This is a genomic window from Comamonas sp. 14P8.1.4, from assembly GCF_057799285.1.
In genome coordinates, this window is record NZ_JBYOKN010000012.1 from 1 (window position 1) to 20,401 (window position 20,401).

The window sequence follows — 20,401 nt, forward strand, 5'->3', positions numbered from 1 at the left end:
TCACGTTCAGGCCTGCATCCAGGGCACTGATGGCGATGCCTGTGCCCATGGTGCCTGCACCAATCACCGCGATGTGCTGCATGGCACGGGGAGGAACATTGAGTTCTGCGGGCAACACGGTGGTGCGCTGCTCCGCCGTGCGCAGGTAACGCCATGCCTGGGCATCGCGCGCCTGCTGCAACTGCGCGGCCACTTGCTGCGCCTGGGCCACGGCCTCATCAAACGGCAGGCGCGCAGCATTGCGCACCGCCGCAATCGCCGCCGCCACGGCGGGACGGTGTTTGCCTTTGCGCAGCACGGCCTGCTCGACCGCTGCCAGCAGCGCTTCATCTACCGGGACCACGGCTTCATCCCGCATGCGACGGCGCTGGCCTTGCAGGCTTTGCGCACAGGCCACGGCGGCCTCCACCACATCGCCGCTGGTGACCGCATCGATCAAGCACAGCTCCAAGGCGGCAGCCGCCGACAGCTGCTCACTCTGGCCAATCAGTTCAACGGCTTTGAGCATGCCCACACGGCGCGGAAGACGCTGCGTCGCCCCTGCGCCGGGGATCAAGCCTTGGCTCACTGCAGGCAAGCCCAGACGTGCACCAGATGCCGCCACACGGGCGTCGCAGGCCAAGGCCAGCTCCCAGTCGCTCCCCTGCACGGCACCTTGCAGCGCCGCCACCACTGGTTTGCGGCTGCTCTCCATGGCAGCGATCACGTCTGCCAGCGCCGTGGCGTCTTGCTCTTTCCACTGGAAAGCGCTGTCGCCCAGCAACACCGCTGCGGTCAGCGCCGCATCGTCTTGCAGGGACTGCAGTGCTTGCAGCATGTCGCGGGCCGAAGCCAGCGGAATGCGCAGCACCGCGTCTGTACGTAGCTGTTGTGCCAAGGCTTCCATGCTTAGACCGCTCCGGCAATTTCAGGCACCGCCTGGAACAGGTCGGCTTCCAGCCCATAGTCGGCCACCGAGAAGATCGGCGCTTCAGGGTCTTTATTGATCGCCACGATGACCTTGGAGTCCTTCATGCCTGCCAAATGCTGGATCGCGCCCGAGATACCCGCGGCGATGTACAACTGAGGTGCGACGATCTTGCCGGTCTGGCCCACTTGCAGATCGTTCGGTGCGTAGCCTGCATCGACTGCAGCGCGGGATGCGCCAATGGCGGCGCCCAGCTTGTCGGCCAAGGGGGTGATGACTTCGTTGAACTTCTCGGCAGAACCCAGCGCACGGCCGCCGGAGACGATGATCTTGGCAGCGGTCAGCTCGGGGCGGTCGCTCTTGGTCACTTCACGGGCCACAAAGGCGCTCTTGCCGGAGTCAGCCACAGCTGCCACGGTTTCCACCACCGCAGAGCCGCCGGTTGCCGCAGCCGCGTCAAAGCCCGTGCCACGCACGGTAATGACCTTGGTGCCGTCGGTGGACTGCACAGTGGCCATCGCGTTACCAGCATAGATGGGGCGCTCAAAGGTATCTACCGACACCACGGCAGTGATGTCGCTGATCTGGCCCACGTCCAGCTTGGCAGCCACGCGGGGGGCAGCGTTCTTGCCGGAAGCGGTGGCGGGGAACAGGATGTGGCTGTAGTTGCCGGCAATGGCCAGCACTTGCGCCGCGACGTTTTCGACCAGGCCATCTTTGAGCGAGGCGCCATCGGCGTGGATCACCTTGGTGACGCCTGCGATTTGTGCTGCCGCTGCTGCAGCAGCCTGCGCACCTTCGCCAGCGACCAGCACGTGTACATCACCGCCGCAAGCCTTTGCAGCAGTCACGGTGTTCAGGGTTGCGCTCTTGATGGAGGCGTTGTCGTGTTCAGCGATTACGAGAGAAGTCATTTCCACTCCAAAAATTCTTTGCGGTGGCCTGCCCGCTGCATCAGCAAAATAGATAGCTAGTAGCGCTTTATCTATCAGGGCTAGAGGCCAATTTCACTTAAAACAAGGTAACAGGCTTAAATAACCTTTGCCTCGTTTTTGAGCTTGTCCAGCAGCGTGGCCACGTCCGGCACCTTGATGCCAGCGCCGCGCTTGGCGGGTTCGGCCACTTTCAAGGTCTTGATACGGGGAGCGACATCCACACCGAGTTCTTCGGGCTTGACCACATCCAGCTGCTTTTTCTTGGCCTTCATGATGTTGGGCAAGGTCACGTAGCGGGGCTCATTCAGGCGCAGGTCGGTCGTCACGATGGCGGGCAGGTTCAGGCTCAGAGTTTCCAAGCCGCCGTCGACTTCACGCGTGACGTTCACCTTGTCACCCGCCACTGCCACCTTGGAGGCGAAGGTGGCTTGCGGCAGGTCTGCCAGCGCAGCCAGCATCTGGCCGGTTTGGTTGTTGTCGCCGTCAATCGCTTGCTTGCCCAAAATCACCAGACCGGGCTGCTCTTTGGCTACCAGTGCATTGAGCAGCTTGGCAATGGCCAGGGGCTGCAAATCCGCATCGGTTTCCACCAAGATGCCACGGTCTGCGCCAATGGCCATGGCCGTTCGCAGCACTTCCTGGCTTTGTGCCACGCCGCAAGAAACGACGATCACTTCGGTGGCTACGCCCTGCTCTTTCAGGCGCACGGCTTCTTCCACGGCGATTTCGTCGAAGGGGTTCATGCTCATCTTGACGTTGGCGATGTCGACGCCTGTGCCATCGGACTTCACGCGGACTTTGACGTTGTAGTCCACCACACGTTTGACGGGTACCAGAACTTTCATAGCAATCTTTCTCACTGTGCAGGCCAGACCGAAAGCCGCAACCTGCGATCCACAATCAAAAGGCCACTGTGGTGGCCTTGGGGTTAGGTGTTAAACCACACGCTTGAGGGCGGCAGGCGCTGCCTGATCGGCGCGCTGCTTGGCGACTTGCGCACGGCGAGCCGGTGTATAAGCCTCCTGGCCCAGCGCCACATGCAGATCAGACGTCACATCAAAGTGCTCGGCCAGACCCGTGCGCTCCAGCAAGGAGATGGGGCCTTCGGGGTAGCCCAGGCCCAGGCACAGGGTCTTGTCCATGTCGTCTGCGGATGCCAGCTTCTCGTCCAGACGGCGCAGCGCAGCGTTCAGGTACGGGCGCACCAGGCGGTTGACGATGCGGCCGGTGAAGTCATTGCACACCGCCACCTTGAAGCCTGCCGCTTCAAACGCGGCCTTGGCAGCGGCCAGCGCTGCTTCGGATGTCTGTGGCTGTTTGACCAGTTCAATCAGGTTGGAAGGATCGGCCTTGCCCATGCGAAAGCGTGCAAAGCCCACCACGTTGGAGCCTTCCAGTCCACGGCCTTCGCCGGTATGTACGCCCAGGCATTCGTTGCCCAGTTCAATGGCCACAAAGCTGCGCGCTTGCACATCGCCAGCGGCATTGAATGCTTGACCGGCATCGGCACCGATGAACACCAGACCTTGGCTTTTGGCGACCGATGACTGCGTGAAAGCGTGATCGACCGGGAAAGAGTTGCTGTTGCCAGCGCGAACGATTTCGTAGCTGCTCATGGTTTTACGCTCCGTACATCTTGTTGTCGGCATAGGTGTGAAAGCCCTTGCCCGTTTTCTTGCCCAACCAGCCTGCGGCGATCATGCGGCGCACCAGCGGTGGGCACGTAGCACGGGGTTCGTTGGTGATGCCATGCATGGCTTCGCACAGCAGCTTTTGTGTGTCCATACCCACCAAGTCCAGCAGCTCCAGCGGGCCCATGGCATAGCCCATGCCGGTTTTGATGGCCAGGTCGATGTCTGCAGCGTCGGCCACGCCTTGTTCTACCAAGCGGATCGCATCGTTGTTGAACGGGATCAGGAAGTAATTCAGGATGAAGCCGGGGGTGTCTTGCGTGCGCACCGGCTTTTGGCCCATGGCTTCACACACCGCCCATGCCTTGGCAAAGGTCTCGTCGCTGGTGGTCAGGCCTTGGGACATTTCCACCAGCTTCATCAGCTGCGCAGGCAGGCAAAAGTGCATGCCCACAAAGCGATCGGGGCGGCCACAGCCACCGGCGATTTCGGTGATGCTGATGGTGGAGGTGTTGCTGGCAAAAATGGTGTGCTCAGGGCACACGGCATTGAGCTTGCTGAACAGATCGTGCTTGACAGGCAGGCTCTCGAAGATGGCCTCAATGACCAAGTCGCAATCGGCCATGTCGTTCAAATCGCTGGTGCCTTGCCAGGCGTTCATGATCTCGGGCAGCTTCTCAGCAGCCAGCTTGCCGCGCTCCACGCTTTTGCGCAAAAAGCCTTCGGTCTGCTGGCGGGCACGTTCCACCGAGGCAGGGTTCAGGTCAAACACTTTGGTGCGAAAGCCTGCGCGTGCGCAGACGATGGCAATGCCTGCACCCATGGTTCCGGCACCGGCGATGCCAATGGTTTTGATCTCACTCATGTGATGTCTCCTAATGTCTTGGGTCTTAGCGCTGCAAGAAGCTGCGGCCGATGAGCTGGCGGTGCACCTGGTTCGTGCCCTCCCAGATCTGGGTGATCTTGGCGTCACGCATCAGGCGCTCCATGCGGAAGTCTTTGCAATAGCCATAGCCGCCCAGCAGTTGCACGCCGTCGGTGGTCACGCGCATGGCCAAATCGGTGGCGCGCATCTTGAGCAGCGAGGCATCAATGCCAAAGTCCTTGGCACCGTTATCAATGCGGTCTGCCAACTGCCACAGATAGCTTTCCACCAGCGCCATCTCGGAAGCCAAATCCGCCAGCATGAACTGGATGCCCTGGAACTCCAAAATGCGCTTGCCAGACTGGCGGCGTTCGTTGATGTACGCGGTCGCATCTTCAAACGCAGCGCGGGCGATGCCCAGTGCATGGGCTGCCACGCTGGGGCGCGATTTGTTGAGCGATGCAAACAAAATCTTCAAGCCATCACCGGGGTTACCCAGCAAGTTGGCGCGTGGCACGCGGCAGTTGTCGAAAGCCAGCGTGGCGGTGCTGGATGCGCGGTGGCCCATCTTGTCTTCCAGACGCACCACGGACAGGCCGGGCGTGCCCTTCTCCAGAATCAGTACCGAGATCGCATCCTTGGCGTTAGCAATACCTTCCCACTTGCCAAACAACAGGTACAGATCGGCCACATCACCGTTGGTGATGAAGGTCTTGCTGCCGTTGATGACGATCTCATCACCCTCTTCACGGAAGGTCGTGCGCATGCCTGTGGCGTCCGAACCGGCGCCGGGTTCGGTGATCGCCAGCGCACCCAAACCGCCTTCGGCAATGCGCGGCAACAGGCGCTGCTTTTGCTCTTCATTGCCCCAGTCAATCAGCGGTTTCATGCCGTGGTAGTTGGTGGCCCACACAATGCCGGTGGCCGCGCAGGCCTTGCTGATTTCACGGGCGCAGGCCAGATAGGCCGTGTACGACATCTGCGCGCCACCATATTCTTCGGGAATGAACATGGCGTTCAGGCCCAGCTCATTGATAGCCTTGACGTTCTCCCATGGAAACTCTGCCGTACGGTCATAGTGCTCGGCTTTGGGCGCAATCTGGTTTTGGCACAGCGCTTTGACACTGTAGAGCAGCATGCGTTCTTCGTCGTTGAGCGCAATGCGCTCGTCCATGCATTGCAAGATATTCATAGCTGCAACCCCTTAGTGCGCAATGCTTTGACCGCCATCGATATAGATAGTCTCGCCGCTGAGGAAGGCACCTGCCGGGCCAAACATGCTGGCCACCAGTGCGCCCACATCCTTGGACTTGCCGGGCATGCCACCGGGAATGCGCTTGGCCAGGTACTGGCGCAGGGGGCTGTCTTCGCCCATGGCGTCCGCATTCAGATCGGTTTCGATGTAGCCGGGGGCCACGTTCATCACACGAATGCCCTTGTTGCCCCACTCGGCGGCCAGACAGCGGGTGATCGCGCCGACCGCCGCCTTGCTAGCGCAATACGCCACATTGCGTTTGACACCCAGCTTTTCAAAGAAGGAGCCAATGTTGACAATCATCCCGCCCTGGTTTTCCAGCAAGTAGGGGTAGGCAGCCTGGCAGGCCGTCAGTACCGAAGTGGCATTCATGTCCATCATCAGCTGCCACTGATCCAGCGGCAATGTGGCCGAAGGTGCATCCACGTGCAGGCCTGCGTTGTTGACCAAGCCCTTAATGGCCCAGCCATCGTCCTTGAGTTGCTTCAAGGCTTGCGCCATGGTCTCTGGCTGGGACACATCCGCGCGGCCTGCCAGCAAGCGGGCATCCACTTCGGGACCGATCCCCTCGATCTTGGGTACCGTGCCCGAGCGTGACAGGCATGCTACGTAGTGCCCTTGTTCGGCCAGCGCTACCGCAATGGAAGCACCAATGCCTTTGCTGGCGCCCGTCACCACAATACAAGTTTTGCTCATTGTGTTGTCTCCCTGTTCTGTGCTTATTGGTCTTGGAATGCAGCGGGGCGTTTGTCAACAAACGCCTGCATGCCCTCTTCCGCATCGGCTGTGCGATAGGCCAGCGTGGACAAATCGGCCTCCAGACGCAGCCCTTCGTACAGCGGCAGATCCGCTGCGCGCAGTACCGCTTCACGGGCAAACTGCAGCGCACGCAGGCTGTGGCCGGTGAATTCACGGGCATAGGCTTTGCCCGCCTCGACAGCTGGACCTTCCGCGATGCGGTTGACCAGACCGATGGACAGCGCCTCATCGGCTTTGACCACGCGCCCCGTCATGACCAACTCCAGCGCCCGCCCTGTCCCCACCAGGCGTGGCAGGCGCTGGGTTCCGCCATAACCGGGAATCAGACCCAGCTTCACTTCAGGCAGGCCAAACTTGGCGTTCGGCAATGCCAGGCGCAGCGTGCACGCCAGTGCCAGCTCACAGCCACCACCAAACGCAAAACCGTTGACCACCGCAATCGAAGGAATGCTCAGACGGTCCAGCTGTGCGAACACTGCCTGGCCCAGCGCCGCACCTTCACGCTGGTCTTTGAGGCTGCGCTGCTGCAGCTCTTTGATGTCAGCGCCTGCGCAAAACGATTTTTCGCCTTCGCCGGTGATGATCAACGCCCGGGCCTTAGAGCGGCCTGCTTCGGTGATGGCTTTGCCAATGTCTTCGATCAGCGAAAAGCTCAAAGCATTCAGGGCCTGCGGGCGACAAATCGTCAGCACCGCAAATTCTTCGTCGTATTTCAGTTCAATCATGCGACCACCTCGGGAGCGCGGTAGCGCACAGGTTGGGGCTGAATGCGGCCAGATTTGACCCATTCAATCAGTTCACGTTTGAGAATCTTTCCGCTCGGTGTGAGTGGAAACTCGGGCAACACGATGTAGAACTCAGGCATGTCAAACTTGGACAAGCCTTCCACCGCCAAGTGCTGCAACATGTCTTGTGCCTGCGGCGCGTTATCCGGGGCAATCAGCGCCAGACAGACTTTCTCGCCCAGGCGTTCATCGGGCACACCAAATGCCGCCGCTTTTTTCACCGCTGCATGGCGGTGGGCGTACTCCTCGATGTGGGCCGGGTGGATGTTGTGGCCTCCGCGGATGATCAAATCCTTCTTGCGCCCCACAATCGCCAGATTGCCGTTGACATCAAAGCACCCCAAGTCACCGCTCATGAACCAGCCGCCTGCATTGAAGGAGCCTTCGGTAGCAGTCTGGTTGTTGAAGTAGCCCAGCATCAGCAAGCCACCACGGCCACCGATCTCGCCCACTTGGCCTTGCGGCACCTCTTGATCAGGGTTTTCTTGATCAAACAAGCGCACCTCATACCCATGGCAATGCTTGCCGCAAGTGCTGGTGATCACTTCCACCGCATCACGGGGCAAGGTGTACTGGTGCGAGCCGCATTCGGTCATGCCGTACACGTTTTGCGGTATGGCACCGAGCGCCAGCAAGCGACCCGCTGTTTCTGTGGGAATGGGCGCGCCCGCCATATAGAACACACGCACCTGCCCCAAGCGATCCAGTTGGCGCTTGTCCACTTCCTGAATCAAGTCCATGGTATGTGTGGGCACGCCCATCACATAGGTCGCACCGGTTTGCAGCAGCCAGTCCAGTGCATTCATGCCTGCAGAGCCATCAAACATCACCAGCTCGCAGCCGGTGACCAGTACCTGCTCCAAAGCCACCGTACCAATGTGGTGGCTCATGGGACTGAGCGTGAGCAGTACCGTGTTCGTGTCCTGGTTCCAGTCCTTGGACAGCGAGCGGCCATTGGCCAGCAAGGTGTTATCACTGTGCATGACGCCCTTAGGCGCACCTGTCGTTCCGCTGGTGAAGGCCAGATACACCACCTGATCTGGATTGCTGCTGGCCGCAGGCAGATCGGCCAGTGATACCTGACCGGGTTGTGGCATGGCCACCGTACCTGCGGGCAAGGTGTCATTGCCAGCATTGAGTGCAGGCAATGCAAACAAACGCTTCACATGGCCCAGCGTCTGCGCCTGCGTAAACACATCTTGCTGCTTGGCATCTGCACCCCAGCCGATCTGTGCAAACAGTGCTTTGCAGTCAATGCGCTGCAGCAGCGTCAAAATTTCTGCGACGGTGTAGTTCTGGTGCAGCGACGGGTTGCACACATAGCCGTTGCGCGAGCAGGCCAGCTGAATCACCACGTTCTCCAAGCGATTGGGCAGCCAGACGGCCACACGATCACCGGCGCGCAATCCGCTGGCATGCAAGGCAGCCGCCACGGTATCAACCCACTGCACCAGCTCCAGCCACGTCAGGCGGCGCTGGCTGTCCCGCACGGCAAAGGCATTGCCGCGGCTGTCCGCATGCTTGCGGGCCAAACCGTACAGGGTGTCGTCTTGCCATACACCCTGCGCATAGTGCGCCTTGGCCAGCGCAGGGTTATGCAATGTCAGTAAATGGGACATCACAGGCCTCCTCGTTCTCTAGGTATCGAAGGGCTTATTGGCCGAACTTGCTGGCATCAGGGCTGCGGCGCTCTGCAAAGGCAGCCGCCAGCTCGTGGTGCTCATCGGTCTCCAGGTAACCGCGCAGCAGCAAGTCATGCGCCATGCGCGACAGACCCGACACACCGCCATGGCGTGCATTGAACGCGCCCTTGATCGAAGCCAGTGCGAAGGCGCCACGGTCTGCAATTTCCAGCGCGAACTTCTTGGTCTCGGCCGCCAACTGGTCGTCAGGCACCACGCGGTTGATCAGGCCCCACTCCTTGGCATCCTTGGCCGACAGCTTGGGGTTGGCGTACCACATCTCCTTGGCTTTTTTCTTGCCAACCAAGTCTTCCAGGTACCAGGTGCCGTAACCTGCATCAAAGCTGCCCATCATGGGGCCGACCTGGCGGAAAACCGCGCTTTCCTTGGCGATGGTCACGTCACACACCATCTGCAGCACGTTGCCGCCACCCACGGCAAAGCCATTGACGCAGGCAATCACCGGCTTTTGCAGCTTGTCGATGGATTCATACATTTCCAGCGTAGGCAGCACACCTGCGTACAGCAGCGTGTCTTCCATGCCTTCCTTGCGGCCACCGATACAGAAAAACTTGTCGCCAGCGCCGGTCAGCACCACCACGCGGGTGCGGGTTTCGCGGCGGATTTCGTTGATGCAGTCACGGATTTCGTGGCACATCTTGGCCGTGAACATATTGCCGTCGTTCGGGCGGTTCAAGGTGATGGTCGCAATGGGGCCGTCTTCGCTGTAGATGATTTCTTCGAATTGCTGCATGACTGTCTCCTTAAATAATGCTTTGTGCGCGAAGTTGTTCAATGGCTGACTCGTCCAAGGAGAGCCAGTCTGTCAAGATGGTCTGGGTATCAGCCCCCAGCTTGGGTGGTGGCACTTGCGTGCCTTCAGTGCGGCCATCGAAGCGAATGCCCAATCCCACTTGCGGGATGTCGCCGTCTGGGCCTTGCGTGCGGTAGATAAAGCCGGAGTCGTGCAGCACCTTGTCGCGGGCCAATTGATCCAAGCGTTGGATGGGGCCTGCAGGCACACGGGCCTTGGTAAACAGCTTGAGCCAGTATTCGCGAGGCTGGGTGATGAGCACCTTGGCAATCATCTCGACCAGCTCGGGGCGGGCTTCACGGCGTTGTGCATTGCTGGCGTAGGCAAGGTTCAGTGCCACTTCAGGCTGCCCCACGGCTTCCCAAAAACGCTTCCAGATGGCGTCATTACCCAGGCCCAGCGTCATGGGGTCGTTGGCCGTTTCAAACACTTGGTAGATGGCAATCACGCTGTCGCGGCCACCCGAGCGGCGATACATTTCGCCCGATCCCAAGTGGGGCATCAAGCGCGGCGAGATAAAGCGCGACATGGACTCGACCATGGAGATGTCAATGCTGCAACCCTCGCCATCGCGCTGACGGCGATACAGTGCAGCCAACACCGCCATGGCAGCGTCGTGGCCCGAGAGCAAATCGGCCGCAGGCGTGCCCACTTTTTGCGGACCGTTCTCCAGCTCGCCCGTCAAATCCATGACGCCGGAGTAGCCCTCGGCAATCAGGTCATAACAAGGCATATCGGCACGCTCGCCCTGCAAGCCAAAGCCGGTCAGCGACAAGTGAATGAGTTTGGGATTGATGGCACGCAACGTGTCGGCATCCACACCCAGCTTGCGCTGGCCACGGGCCACCAGGTTCAGCAAGATGACATCGCACTGGGCCACCAATTGCGCCAGCACGGCCTTGCCTTCGGGCTGGCTGAAGTCCAGCGTCATGCTTTGCTTGCCACGGTTGACGGCCATGAACCACAGCGACTCGCCATGTAGGAACGGAGGGCCCCAAGCGCGGGCATCGTCTCCGCCCTTGGGCTTTTCCACCTTCAGCACCGTCGCCCCCATGTCCGCCAGCAACTGCCCGGCGTAAGGGCCTGCGATCGAAGTGGTCAGGTCCAGTACTTTCACGCCGGTCAAAAAATTCAGACTTGGCGCATTGCGCAACGGCAAATCGTTCAAAGGTGATTCGAAATGGCTCTGTGACATGGCAAACGTTCCCCTGGCGTTGTTCTGTTCTAGGCATACCCCACCCTCACGGCCTGTGCGTTCAGGTTTGTGATCTCCATTGACTGCACCGCGCCCTGAGGACGGGGTGCATCACCGGTCTGGGTGGTGCGTTATCGGCGCGAAACGCCGCAGTTCAGGCCGCAGGGCGGCACTTGTAGAGGTACTTGGATTCCATTTGCTGGACGATCTCACCGCGCTGGTTGATGACCGAGCGCTCGAACTTCACCACGCCGCGGTCGCCCTTGGACGACAGCTTGGTGTCCAACACCTTGGAGACCATGTGGATGGTGTCGCCGTGGAACACGGGGTTGAGCATGCGCCAGTTGTCCACCTGCAGCAGGGCGATCAGCGTGCCGTCGTTCACGCCGCTGGCGTACTGCAGACCAGCAGCGACTGCATAGATCAGCGGGCCGTGAGCGATGGGCTGACCAAACGAGGTGGTCTTCAGGTACTCGTGGTTGGTGTGCACCTCGTTGAAGTCACCTGACAGGCAGGCGAAGTTCACGATGTCCGTATTGGTAATGGTGCGTGCAGGGGTCTGAATCTCTTCACCAACGGTGAAGTCTTCGAAATAACGACCACGGGGCGTTGCTGCTTTGCTCATGATGAATGTCTCTGTCTTGTTGTTGCTTGTGTTTCACCACTGGCTGCAACAGTTCTTCGCAGCCAGCATGTCTTTTGAGGGGTTAGCCCTTGTCGTTGGCCAAAATGACGGTGCAGTGCGATGACAAAATGCCACCTTCGTTGTGCACCAAAGCCACTTCCGCGCCGTTGACCTGGCGCTCACCCAGGCCGCCGCGCAGCTGTCGCACCGCTTCCACGATGCCGAACAAACCGCCAGCTGCACCGGCGTGGGCATGGCTCAACATGCCGCCGTGGGTGTTGATGGGTAGATCGCCACCGACGCGGCCACGGCCTTCGGCAAAGAAAGCACCGCCCTCACCTGGCTTCACAAAGCCCAGCTCTTCCAGCTCGATGATGGGCACGATGGAGAAGCAGTCATACAGCTGCGCCACATCGATGTCCTTGGGGCCCAAGCCAGCCATTTCGTAGGCCACACGGCCCGATTCGGTAGCGCCAAACTCGGTCAGGCTGGGGGCGCACATCAAGTGTTCATGGGTGTGGAACTCACCAATGCCCTGCAGGTACACCGGCTTGCACTTCAGGTCCTTGGCACGTTCGGCCGAAGTCACGATGAAGGCGCCACCCGCATCCGACAGCAAGCAGCAGTCCAGCATGCCCAATGGATCAGCAATCGGCTTGGCCGACAGCACATCGTCCATGGTGATGGCTTTTTTCATGTGTGCGTTGGGGTGCAGCAAGGCGTTGGCACGGGTGTTCACCGCCACGCTGGCCATTTGCTCACGCGTGGTGCCGTATTTGTGCATATGGCGCTGCGCGATCATGGCGTAGTAGCCGGGGATGGAGCCGCCATAGGGCTGCTCGTAGTACGGGTGCCCCACAGCCAACAGCGTCGAAATGGCCGCATCGCGGGACTGACCCGTGGCACGGTTTTCACCGGCACAGACCAAAATCACCTCTGCCTGGCCCGAGGCAATCGCTTCTGCTGCGTGCTTGAGCATGATGGCGGGAGAGCCCCCCCCCACCACCATCGAAGCATTGAAGCGCGGCTGGATGCCCAGGTATTCACACATCACCGAACCCAGCATGAAGTAGGGTTCTGTGAAAGAGTAAGCCGTCAGCAAGCCGTCGATGTCCGAGACCTTCAGGCCCGCATCGTCCAGTGCCCGCTTGCACGCCTGGGCATTCAGACCCAGCCCCGTCATATGCGGCACGCGGCCGATCTCGGACTCACCCACGCCGACAATGGCGATCTTGTTTTTCAGAGAAGTTGGTTGTTTCATGGTTGCCTCCTCAGACCGATACGCGTTGGAACTGAGGGAGTTGATCCCCATCACCACGGTCTTCAAACACCAGGGTCAAGGCATCACCGATCTGGGTCTCCAAAGCGTCTTTACCCAGAACATTGGCCATCATGCGAGGGCCTTCTGCCAGATCCACCAGCGCCACCACATAGGGCACCAGATGCGCAAAGCGTGGATCAGAAGCACGGCGGATGATGGTGTAGCTGTGTACCGCACCCTTGCCACTGGCTTCCACCCACTGCATGTCATCAGACCAGCAGTGGGGACACAGGTGACGAGGCATGAAGTGCACTTGCCCACAGGCGTTGCACTTTCGCAGCAGCAGTTTGCTTTCACGGGCTCCCTGCCAGTAGGGCTGCGAGTCCGCATTCGAAATAGGTTTGGGAAGCGTGCTGTCCACGTGATCTCCTGATTCTCTGTTGTTGGTTTTCGGGTCTTAGGCTGCAGCAGGTGCTTCCACGTAGGCACGGGTGCGGATCATGCGGGTGGAGAGGTAACTGATCACCACGTCCCCCTTCTGATTGACCACCTCATGCTGAGTCACCACCACCCCGCGATCGGGTTTGCTGGTCATCTTCTTGGAGTGCATACGCACCCGGTTCTTCAAGGTATCGCCCGCAAACACGGGCTTGAGAAATTTGGGCGACAACTCCATCAAGAAGATGCCGCGCTTGCGCGTCAGTCCAGCACGCAACACCAGACCCTCTGCCGCGCACAAACCAAACAGACCCGGGGCCATGCGCGCACCGTAATCGGCCGAAGACTTCACGTAGTTCATGTCAGTGAACGTTGGCGTATGAAACTTGTGCAATTCCACGAAGGTGCTGATGTCGGCATCAGTGACCAGCGTCGATTCAGTCTCATACGACCACTCTTCGGAGTAATCTTCAAAGTACGGTGCGTCCATAGTTGTCCCCTTGTCTGTCTGTCGCTATGGTTTTAGTAAGAACGTGGCAGGCCCAGCACGTGCTGGCTGACGTAGTTCAGAACCATGTTGGGCGAGACCGGTGCGATCTGGAACACACGGGTGTCGCGGAAACGGCGCTCAATGTGGTATTCCTTGGCCAGGCCAAAACCACCGTGCGTTTGCATACAGACATTGGCCAGCTCCCACGATGCGTCGGACGCCAGCATCTTGGCGATATTCGCATCGCCACCGCAGTGTTCGTTGCGGTCAAACTTCTCTGCGGCCTTCCAGCGCAATGCGTCTGCCGCCTCCAGGTGGGCATAGCCCTTGGCGATGGGGAATTGCACGCCTTGATTGGCACCAATGGGCTTGCCAAACAACACGCGCTCCTTGGCGTAGTTCACGGCTTTTTCGACGAACCAGCGGCCATCACCAATGGCTTCGGACGCGATGATGATGCGCTCAGCATTCAGACCATCCAGCAGGTACTTGAAGCCCTTGCCTTCTTCGCCGATCAGCGAAGTCTCTGGCACACGCATGTTGTCGTAGAAGACTTCAAACGTGTGGTGGTTGAACATCACGTCAATCTTGCGGCTGGAGTACTGCTTGGGATCCACATTGCGCTTGTCCACCAGGAAAGCCGAGATGCCTTGGTACGCCTTGGCAGGGTCCTTGGGTGGGCTGGTACGGGCAAACACCATGAATGCGTCGGTGTAGTCAAAGCGCGAAGTCCACAGCTTCTGGCCGGTGATCACCCACTCATTGCCTTCTTTGTGCGCCTTGGTCTGCAGCTTGGAGGTGTCGGTGCCGGCATTGGGCTCGGTCAGCGAGAACGATTGCAGGCGTACCTTGCCGGCACACACTTCTTCCAGAATCTTGCGCTTTTGTTCGTCGGTGCCGTGGCGCGCCAAGATACCCATCATGAACATCTGGCCGTGGATCATGGAGCCCACGCCACCGGAGCGGTGCATTTCTTCCACGATCGTGCAAGCGTGCTGCAGGCCCAGACCCATACCGCCGTATTGCTCAGGAATCATGACGGTGTGCAGCTTGGCATCCATCAAAGCCTTGATGTAGTCATGCGGGAAGGCCTCTTCCTTGTCCAGCTTGGCAAAGTACTCATCGCCAAAGCGGCTGGTCACGGCCTGGGTCGCTTGCAACACGTCTTCACGGGTAATACCGGAGGCATGTACGCCACCTTGAATGGATGCGGGGCGCTCTAAGGTTTCTGTGCTCATACGTTGCTTTCGAGGTGTTATCAGGAGTGGATGAAATTCAAGCGACTGAAACCAGTGCCTGGGTTTTGCCGAATGCGCCTGCTTCTTCCAAGCGCTCAATGTCTTCAGCCGACAAATTCAGTTCTTTGGACAGCACGGCGTTGCGGTGCTCGCCCAGCAAAGGCACCAAGTCGCTGCCAGGTGCCGGATCAAAACGCGTGGCATCTACGGGCAGTTGCATGGTTCCGCCAATGCCATCGCGCACCGTGCGGAAGGAACCGCGCAACTGCATGTAGTCGTGCTCGGTCAGCTCGTTCATATTCAAAATGCTGGCCACCGGCACATCGACCGCATTGAGCTTGGCCACGATTTCCTCGCGGGTGAACTGCTTGGTGAAGGCTTCGGTGATGCCGTGCACTTCGTGCTGACGCTTGGCGCGCTCTACATATTTGGCATAGCGCTCATCGATACCCAATTCGGGGCGCTGCATGGCGTTGCACAGGCGGGCCCAGAAGTCATCGCGGTTCACGCCGATGTTCACAAAGCCATCCGAGGCGGGGAACGCCCCGTAAGGCACACCGTGGAAGTTGTTGGAGCCGGCGAAGGCACGCAACTCGGCACTGGCCGATTGCTCGCGGGCCAGCGCCACGCTGACCATGGGCAGCGAGCACTCCACCATGCTCAAGTCCAGCACACGGCCAATACCATGTTGTGCCTGGTTACGCAGCGCCAGCAAGATGGCCGAGTGCGCCGTCATGCCTGCCAGGATGTCGCCCATGGCAAAACCGCACCACACCGGATTGCCTTCGTGGTCCCGTGTCAGGCTGGTGGTTCCCGACATGGCTTCAGCCACCATGGCCAGGCCAGCCACCTCGGTGTATTTGCCTGCGTTGTGCAAGCCAAAACCGGAGATGCAAGCCACCACCAGGCGGGGATAGCGCTTGACGAGGTCATCTGGATACAAGCCCAGACGCTTCAAAGCACCGCCACGCATATTGGTCAACAGCACATCGGCGCCAGCCAGCAGCTGGTGCAGCGTCTCAATACCCTGTGTGTTTTTCAGATCCAGGCAAACACTTTGCTTGCCCCGATTCAAGGCCCCGAAGTAGCCCGAAATTTCTTTGCCATCGTTTTGGCGCATGGGCTCGCGATGGCGTGTCAGCTCACCTTCTGGTGGCTCAACTTTGATGACCGTGGCGCCCTCTTCTGCCAGCAACTGACCGCAGTAAGGACCTGCAATCAGATGCGAAAGCTCGATGACTTTGACGCCTTTCAACGGGGATGGAGTGGCAGTGGAAGAAGACATTTTTTGCAAGCGTCTTGGTTAATCTGAGGGATAGTTTCAGACTCCTCTTGCGTAATGTCGAGTTGGATTTTTTGATTTTGTGGAAAGTTTTACTTACCCAAAAAAGCACTTCTTTGCTGCCGACAAAGCGCTGTTTTTTTCAATGACTGAAACATCTCTTTGATTTACTGAAGAAAAAAATATCTAACCCATCCACGACCACCCTTTTCACAGGTTTCAGTTATCGCTTGCGGGACTCCAGCAGTATTTTTTTTGGTGTTTTCAAAAAATCAGCAATTACCCTAGGTCACGCATTCCCAATGCGGTTGGGCACACAGGCACGTCACACACAACTTCTCGTCGGCATCAATTTAATTCAAACAAAAATTATCTAAAAGCCTTATAAAAAAAGCGCACAAAGCTACCAAACAAGGAGCATCAACATTAATAACGTAGGAAATACGACGCTCTAACTTAGCGCATGCCAGCTGCGCTGGCCTATACCCTAGGGGGGGAGTGTTCATGGGCATATACCGCGATATCGATATTCCAATGCCTCAACCCCTGCATAGGCTTTATCCGCAGGAATACCACGTCAGAAAAACCGACCGCTTCTCCAAAAACCTGTCAATTCATACTTCAGACAGATTAGTAAAAACGCGAAGAAACCGACGTTTTTTTTACCCTGTGCGAAAGTTTTTCTTAACAACCTTTTACATGCTCACTAAGCAAAAAACCTAGGTAAGAACAACTTACCAAGCATGCAAGATAAGCAACTGGACTCACAGCTTTTCGGTGCACAGACTTAAGCGCGAAATCACTACAAAGATGGAAATTCTGTTTATGGATCTCGCGCAACATTTGGCAGCCAACGCGGTCAGCCGCACCTACGAAGATCTGGCACCGGCCACGATTGATGCCACCGTCGACGGTTTGATTGACAGTCTGGCCTGTGCATTGGCTGGCACGCAGTCGCATGGACTTAAAGAAGCCCGACAGGCGCTGGGTCGCTGGGGCAACAGCGGTTGTGCGGTCTGGGGGGGGCATGGGCAGGCACCCGCTCCTTTTGCGGCCTTTTTGAACGCAGTGTCCATGCATGCACTGGACTATGACGACACCGATGACAAAGTGCCTTTGCATGCCAACGGTCTGGTGCTGCCCGGCCTGATGGCCACCATTGAGCAAGACCATCCCGAATGCGATGGGCGCGATTTCTTGACCGCAATTGCCGTGGGTGTAGATGGGGCCATGCGCATTGGTCGCGCCGGTGGGCCCAAGGGTTCACGCGGCTGGAATTACAGCGTCATCAGTGGCTCCGTGGGTGCGGTGCTGGCCATTGCCCGCCAAAAGCGCTGGGATGCATCCACCACCGTCAGTGCCTTGGGCCACCAGCTCACACAGACTGCGGGCAGCTTGCAATCCATCATTGACGGCAGTATGGCCAAGCGCTTTCAGCCTGCACAGATGGTGAAGAACGTCATGTTCGCCACCGCATTGGCCGAATTTGGTATTGATGGCCCACGCAATGTCTTTGAGGGCAAGGCTGGTTTCATCAACCTCTACCAAGATGGCAAGTTCGACCTGGAGAACGTGCTCAAGGGCATGGAAACCTGTGCGCTGGTGGAAGACCTGAGCCTCAAGCCCTACCCCGCCTGCCGCTTCACCCACGCCCCCATCGATCTGGCACTGGAGCTGCATGCGCGCGGCCTGCGCTTGGCAGATATTCGCCAGCTGAACATCAAGGTCAGTGGCCAGGCTGTGAACATGGTGGGCCGCAAATACGACCCGCAAACAGCGGGCGTGGTGGATGCACAGTTTAGCATCGCCTACACCAGCGCCGTTGCCATCGCCAATGGTGCCGTGCTCATTCGTGATTTCACCGACACCGCCATTCGCAATGCCGACATTGGTGCTTTCGCGCGCAACCAGATTCACATCGAAGCCGATGAGCAGTTGCCTTTCCTCGGCATGACACCCGTCTTCTTTGAAGCACTGCTGCACAACGGCGAGCGCGTGGAGCTCAGCACGCAGGTGGTCTCCGGTGCACCGGAAAAGCGCCTGACCTCGCAACAGCTGCGCGCCAAGGTGGTGGACTGTCTGCAGTACGGCAAATCCACCGTAGACCCCGATGCACTGATCACCGCAGTGCACGACCTCAAACAAGGAGCCCCTGTTTCCCAATTGCTTCAATTGATTGCCTGAACCCAGGCAGCTGCTTAGACAGATCTTAAAAAAACCAAGGAGACAAAAACATGCAGCGTCGAATTTTCATCCAGCAACTGTCTGCCGCTTTCGCGTCAGGTTTGCTGTCAATCCCCGCGTTCGCCAAGGCGGACTATCCGCAAAAAGCGATCCGCATCATCGTGCCCACCTCCCCGGGCGGCGCCACCGATGCTGTGGCACGCCTTTTTGCCGAGCAAGCTGGACATCGCCTGAACCAGCCTATTGTGGTGGAGAACATTCCAGGCGCGGCCACCCTGATTGGCGTGCGCCAGGCCGTGGCCGCCAAACCCGATGGCTACACCTTGAGTGTCATGGCGAACTCTTTCACCGCCATGCCGCATGCAGACAACAATGCGCGCTATCAAACCAATCAGCTCAAGGGTGTGAGTTATCTGGCCCGCTCCGACATGTTCCTGGTGGTTGCGGCCGACTCGCCCTATCGCACCTTGGAAGATGTGGTGGCTGCAGCACGCAAAGCGCCCGGAACACTCAGCTATGCCACCGTGGGCAAAGGCACTTCTTCCCATGTCCCGGTGGAGATGTTTGCACAAGCGGCCAAGATCGAGCTCACCGCTGTGCCCTACAAAGGCATCACCACCGCGATTCCGGACGTGATTGCCGGCCGCGTGGACATGATGATTGGCACCGTGCCCTCCACCAGCATGCTGCTCAAGGATGGCAAGCTGCGCGCCCTTGCAGCGACTTCACCTCAGCGCATTGCCTCCATGCCTGATACACCCACATTTGCCGAGAAGGGCTTCCCTGACGTGCAATATGTGCTGTATCTGGGGCTCATGGCGCCTGCCAACACACCCAAAGAGGTGGTGCAGACCTTGTCGCAGGTTTTTGAAGAAATCAAGGCGGACCCGGCAGTGACCAAACGCCTGGCGCAGCTCGATCAGCATATCCCCCCAGCCAACTCGCCCGAGCAGTTCACCCAATTTCTGCAACACGACGAGCAACGCATGCGCGCTTTGCTGAGCGACTACAGAAAATAAGTTCTGCGCGCTTTTCACCCACTCAAGCTGAGATCAATCGCCCATGGAATTAAGGCATTTACGCTACTTCATCGCTGCGGCTGAAGAGGAGCACTTTGGCCGTGCGGCAGAGCGCATGTACGTCACACGACCCGCCATCTCGCAAATCATCGCCGACCTAGAAAGTGAGCTGGGCACCCCGCTGTTTGAGCGCCAAGCCCACCGCGTAAAGCTGACCGCCGCTGGGCGTGTTTTTCTGACGCAGCTGCAAAGCCTCATGAATGGACTGAGCCAAGCCGTCACACTCACCCGTGACGTAGGCGCAGGCCGCACCGGCATGCTGAACATCGGATACGGCTCGCTGACCCTGCTGCACCCCTTGTTCCGCGCCGTGGTCAAAGCGTTCAATGAGGAATTGCCGGACGTGAAGCTATCCCTGCTGGAGATTCCCAGCTCCCAGCAGGTGCGCGCTTTGTCGGAAGGCCGCATTCACGCCAGCTTCATGCACTTCAGCAATGCACCGGAGCAGACGAAAAAACGCCGTTTCAAGGAAGATGCCACCGACCAGGACAGCACGGTGCTGGATAACCTGAAAATTCAAAGCGAAGGCTTGGGGTTTGTGGTTTCCAAAGACCACCCTTATGCCCACCGCAAATCCGTGTCGCTGGCGGAGCTGGTTTCCGAAAAATGGGTGGTGATCCCACACTCCACCGTCAGCCCCGGCTATGGCCCGCTCTACACCATCTGCCAGCAAGCAGGTTTTGAGCCGCGCATTGTTCAGGAGGTCAACTCCATCACCACCATGCTCAACCTCGTGTCCGTGGGGGTGGGAAGCGGCCTGGTGGTCACCGGCAAGGGCTTCGTATTCCCCAGCAATTTGTCGGTACTGGCTATCGAAGACGTGTCCTACCCTTCGACTTTTGCCTTGTGCTGGGTGCGCGGTCGCATGGAGCCGACGCTGGCACGCTTTATTGACGTCGTCAAACGCTACAAATGACGAGCGTGAAGGCCTAGAGCCTGCACTTTCTCGCCGATCAAAAAAGGCTGCTATGTCCAT

20 protein-coding genes are annotated in these 20,401 nt (G+C 58.7%); 3 read left to right on the forward strand and 17 right to left on the reverse strand.

What is annotated here, in order from left to right; translation table 11 throughout:
* From AC27VO_RS14245 to AC27VO_RS14325, 17 genes are all read right to left on the reverse strand, one after another.
* On the reverse strand, positions 1–886 hold an 886-nt coding region (locus tag AC27VO_RS14245; RefSeq protein ID WP_488667378.1), incomplete at its 3' end, for an enoyl-CoA hydratase-related protein.
* A gap of 2 nt (positions 887–888) precedes the next feature.
* Positions 889–1,821, reverse strand: coding sequence for an electron transfer flavoprotein subunit alpha/FixB family protein (locus AC27VO_RS14250; protein ID WP_488667379.1), 933 nt, complete (start codon positions 1,819–1,821; stop codon positions 889–891).
* A gap of 116 nt (positions 1,822–1,937) precedes the next feature.
* Positions 1,938–2,687: an electron transfer flavoprotein subunit beta/FixA family protein gene (locus tag AC27VO_RS14255; RefSeq protein WP_488667380.1), complete on the reverse strand. Its 750-nt coding sequence runs from the start codon at positions 2,685–2,687 to the stop codon at positions 1,938–1,940.
* Positions 2,688–2,777: 90 nt separating this feature from the next.
* Entirely contained in the window at positions 2,778–3,458 is a 681-nt protein-coding gene (locus AC27VO_RS14260; RefSeq protein WP_488667381.1) for a 3-hydroxyacyl-CoA dehydrogenase family protein, read from the reverse strand.
* A gap of 4 nt (positions 3,459–3,462) precedes the next feature.
* Positions 3,463–4,338 carry a 3-hydroxyacyl-CoA dehydrogenase family protein gene (locus AC27VO_RS14265; protein WP_488667382.1) on the reverse strand — a complete coding sequence of 292 codons (876 nt, stop codon included), beginning with the start codon at positions 4,336–4,338 and terminating at the stop codon, positions 3,463–3,465.
* A 25-nt stretch (positions 4,339–4,363) separates the two neighbouring features.
* The gene (locus AC27VO_RS14270; protein WP_488667383.1) at positions 4,364–5,530 is read right to left on the reverse strand and encodes an acyl-CoA dehydrogenase family protein; all 1,167 of its coding nucleotides are present in this window, start codon (positions 5,528–5,530) and stop codon (positions 4,364–4,366) included.
* A 12-nt stretch (positions 5,531–5,542) separates the two neighbouring features.
* The gene (locus tag AC27VO_RS14275) at positions 5,543–6,289 is read right to left on the reverse strand and encodes an SDR family NAD(P)-dependent oxidoreductase (protein ID WP_488667384.1); all 747 of its coding nucleotides are present in this window, start codon (positions 6,287–6,289) and stop codon (positions 5,543–5,545) included.
* Positions 6,290–6,312: 23 nt separating this feature from the next.
* The gene (locus AC27VO_RS14280; protein WP_488667385.1) at positions 6,313–7,077 is read right to left on the reverse strand and encodes an enoyl-CoA hydratase/isomerase family protein; all 765 of its coding nucleotides are present in this window, start codon (positions 7,075–7,077) and stop codon (positions 6,313–6,315) included.
* On the reverse strand, positions 7,074–8,756 hold the full coding sequence (locus AC27VO_RS14285) for a class I adenylate-forming enzyme family protein (protein ID WP_488667386.1): 1,683 nt from the start codon (positions 8,754–8,756) through the stop codon (positions 7,074–7,076). The genes AC27VO_RS14280 and AC27VO_RS14285 overlap by 4 nt, the downstream gene beginning before the upstream one ends.
* Before the next feature lie 34 nt (positions 8,757–8,790).
* A complete protein-coding gene (locus tag AC27VO_RS14290) occupies positions 8,791–9,573 on the reverse strand; it encodes an enoyl-CoA hydratase-related protein (protein ID WP_488667387.1) in 783 nt (260 codons plus the stop codon).
* Between the two features lie 10 nt (positions 9,574–9,583).
* The gene (locus AC27VO_RS14295) at positions 9,584–10,801 is read right to left on the reverse strand and encodes a CaiB/BaiF CoA transferase family protein (protein ID WP_488667388.1); all 1,218 of its coding nucleotides are present in this window, start codon (positions 10,799–10,801) and stop codon (positions 9,584–9,586) included.
* A gap of 181 nt (positions 10,802–10,982) precedes the next feature.
* Positions 10,983–11,453 (reverse strand): MaoC/PaaZ C-terminal domain-containing protein, encoded by a 471-nt coding sequence (locus tag AC27VO_RS14300; RefSeq protein ID WP_488667389.1) that lies wholly within the window; start codon positions 11,451–11,453, stop codon positions 10,983–10,985.
* An 82-nt stretch (positions 11,454–11,535) separates the two neighbouring features.
* Positions 11,536–12,714 (reverse strand): thiolase C-terminal domain-containing protein, encoded by a 1,179-nt coding sequence (locus AC27VO_RS14305; RefSeq protein WP_488667390.1) that lies wholly within the window; start codon positions 12,712–12,714, stop codon positions 11,536–11,538.
* 10 nt (positions 12,715–12,724) lie between these two features.
* The gene (locus AC27VO_RS14310) at positions 12,725–13,135 is read right to left on the reverse strand and encodes a Zn-ribbon domain-containing OB-fold protein (protein WP_488667391.1); all 411 of its coding nucleotides are present in this window, start codon (positions 13,133–13,135) and stop codon (positions 12,725–12,727) included.
* Between the two features lie 36 nt (positions 13,136–13,171).
* Positions 13,172–13,642, reverse strand: a complete 471-nt coding sequence (locus AC27VO_RS14315; protein WP_488667392.1) for a MaoC/PaaZ C-terminal domain-containing protein — start codon at positions 13,640–13,642, stop codon at positions 13,172–13,174.
* Positions 13,643–13,674: 32 nt separating this feature from the next.
* Positions 13,675–14,880, reverse strand: coding sequence for an acyl-CoA dehydrogenase family protein (locus tag AC27VO_RS14320; RefSeq protein WP_488667393.1), 1,206 nt, complete (start codon positions 14,878–14,880; stop codon positions 13,675–13,677).
* Between the two features lie 37 nt (positions 14,881–14,917).
* The gene (locus tag AC27VO_RS14325; RefSeq protein ID WP_488667394.1) at positions 14,918–16,165 is read right to left on the reverse strand and encodes a CaiB/BaiF CoA transferase family protein; all 1,248 of its coding nucleotides are present in this window, start codon (positions 16,163–16,165) and stop codon (positions 14,918–14,920) included.
* 822 nt (positions 16,166–16,987) lie between these two features.
* Between AC27VO_RS14325 and AC27VO_RS14330 the strand changes: the two genes are divergently transcribed.
* The 3 genes from AC27VO_RS14330 to AC27VO_RS14340 are packed head-to-tail and all read left to right on the forward strand — an operon-like array spanning position 16,988 to position 20,341.
* The gene (locus AC27VO_RS14330) at positions 16,988–18,346 is read left to right on the forward strand and encodes an MmgE/PrpD family protein (protein WP_488667395.1); all 1,359 of its coding nucleotides are present in this window, start codon (positions 16,988–16,990) and stop codon (positions 18,344–18,346) included.
* 50 nt (positions 18,347–18,396) lie between these two features.
* A complete protein-coding gene (locus AC27VO_RS14335) occupies positions 18,397–19,365 on the forward strand; it encodes a Bug family tripartite tricarboxylate transporter substrate binding protein (protein ID WP_488667396.1) in 969 nt (322 codons plus the stop codon).
* A 43-nt stretch (positions 19,366–19,408) separates the two neighbouring features.
* Positions 19,409–20,341, forward strand: a complete 933-nt coding sequence (locus tag AC27VO_RS14340) for a LysR substrate-binding domain-containing protein (protein ID WP_488667397.1) — start codon at positions 19,409–19,411, stop codon at positions 20,339–20,341.
* Positions 20,342–20,401: the final 60 nt, after the last annotated feature.

Coding starts and splice junctions, on each gene's coding strand:
- AC27VO_RS14250 (WP_488667379.1), bottom strand. CDS start 1,821: ATGACTTCTCTCGTAATCGCTGAACACGACAACGCCTCCATCAAGAGC.
- AC27VO_RS14255 (WP_488667380.1), bottom strand. CDS start 2,687: ATGAAAGTTCTGGTACCCGTCAAACGTGTGGTGGACTACAACGTCAAA.
- AC27VO_RS14260 (WP_488667381.1), bottom strand. CDS start 3,458: ATGAGCAGCTACGAAATCGTTCGCGCTGGCAACAGCAACTCTTTCCCG.
- AC27VO_RS14265 (WP_488667382.1), bottom strand. CDS start 4,338: ATGAGTGAGATCAAAACCATTGGCATCGCCGGTGCCGGAACCATGGGT.
- AC27VO_RS14270 (WP_488667383.1), bottom strand. CDS start 5,530: ATGAATATCTTGCAATGCATGGACGAGCGCATTGCGCTCAACGACGAA.
- AC27VO_RS14275 (WP_488667384.1), bottom strand. CDS start 6,289: ATGAGCAAAACTTGTATTGTGGTGACGGGCGCCAGCAAAGGCATTGGT.
- AC27VO_RS14280 (WP_488667385.1), bottom strand. CDS start 7,077: ATGATTGAACTGAAATACGACGAAGAATTTGCGGTGCTGACGATTTGT.
- AC27VO_RS14285 (WP_488667386.1), bottom strand. CDS start 8,756: ATGTCCCATTTACTGACATTGCATAACCCTGCGCTGGCCAAGGCGCAC.
- AC27VO_RS14290 (WP_488667387.1), bottom strand. CDS start 9,573: ATGCAGCAATTCGAAGAAATCATCTACAGCGAAGACGGCCCCATTGCG.
- AC27VO_RS14300 (WP_488667389.1), bottom strand. CDS start 11,453: ATGAGCAAAGCAGCAACGCCCCGTGGTCGTTATTTCGAAGACTTCACC.
- AC27VO_RS14305 (WP_488667390.1), bottom strand. CDS start 12,714: ATGAAACAACCAACTTCTCTGAAAAACAAGATCGCCATTGTCGGCGTG.
- AC27VO_RS14315 (WP_488667392.1), bottom strand. CDS start 13,642: ATGGACGCACCGTACTTTGAAGATTACTCCGAAGAGTGGTCGTATGAG.
- AC27VO_RS14320 (WP_488667393.1), bottom strand. CDS start 14,880: ATGAGCACAGAAACCTTAGAGCGCCCCGCATCCATTCAAGGTGGCGTA.
- AC27VO_RS14325 (WP_488667394.1), bottom strand. CDS start 16,165: ATGTCTTCTTCCACTGCCACTCCATCCCCGTTGAAAGGCGTCAAAGTC.
- AC27VO_RS14330 (WP_488667395.1), top strand. CDS start 16,988: ATGGATCTCGCGCAACATTTGGCAGCCAACGCGGTCAGCCGCACCTAC.
- AC27VO_RS14335 (WP_488667396.1), top strand. CDS start 18,397: ATGCAGCGTCGAATTTTCATCCAGCAACTGTCTGCCGCTTTCGCGTCA.
- AC27VO_RS14340 (WP_488667397.1), top strand. CDS start 19,409: ATGGAATTAAGGCATTTACGCTACTTCATCGCTGCGGCTGAAGAGGAG.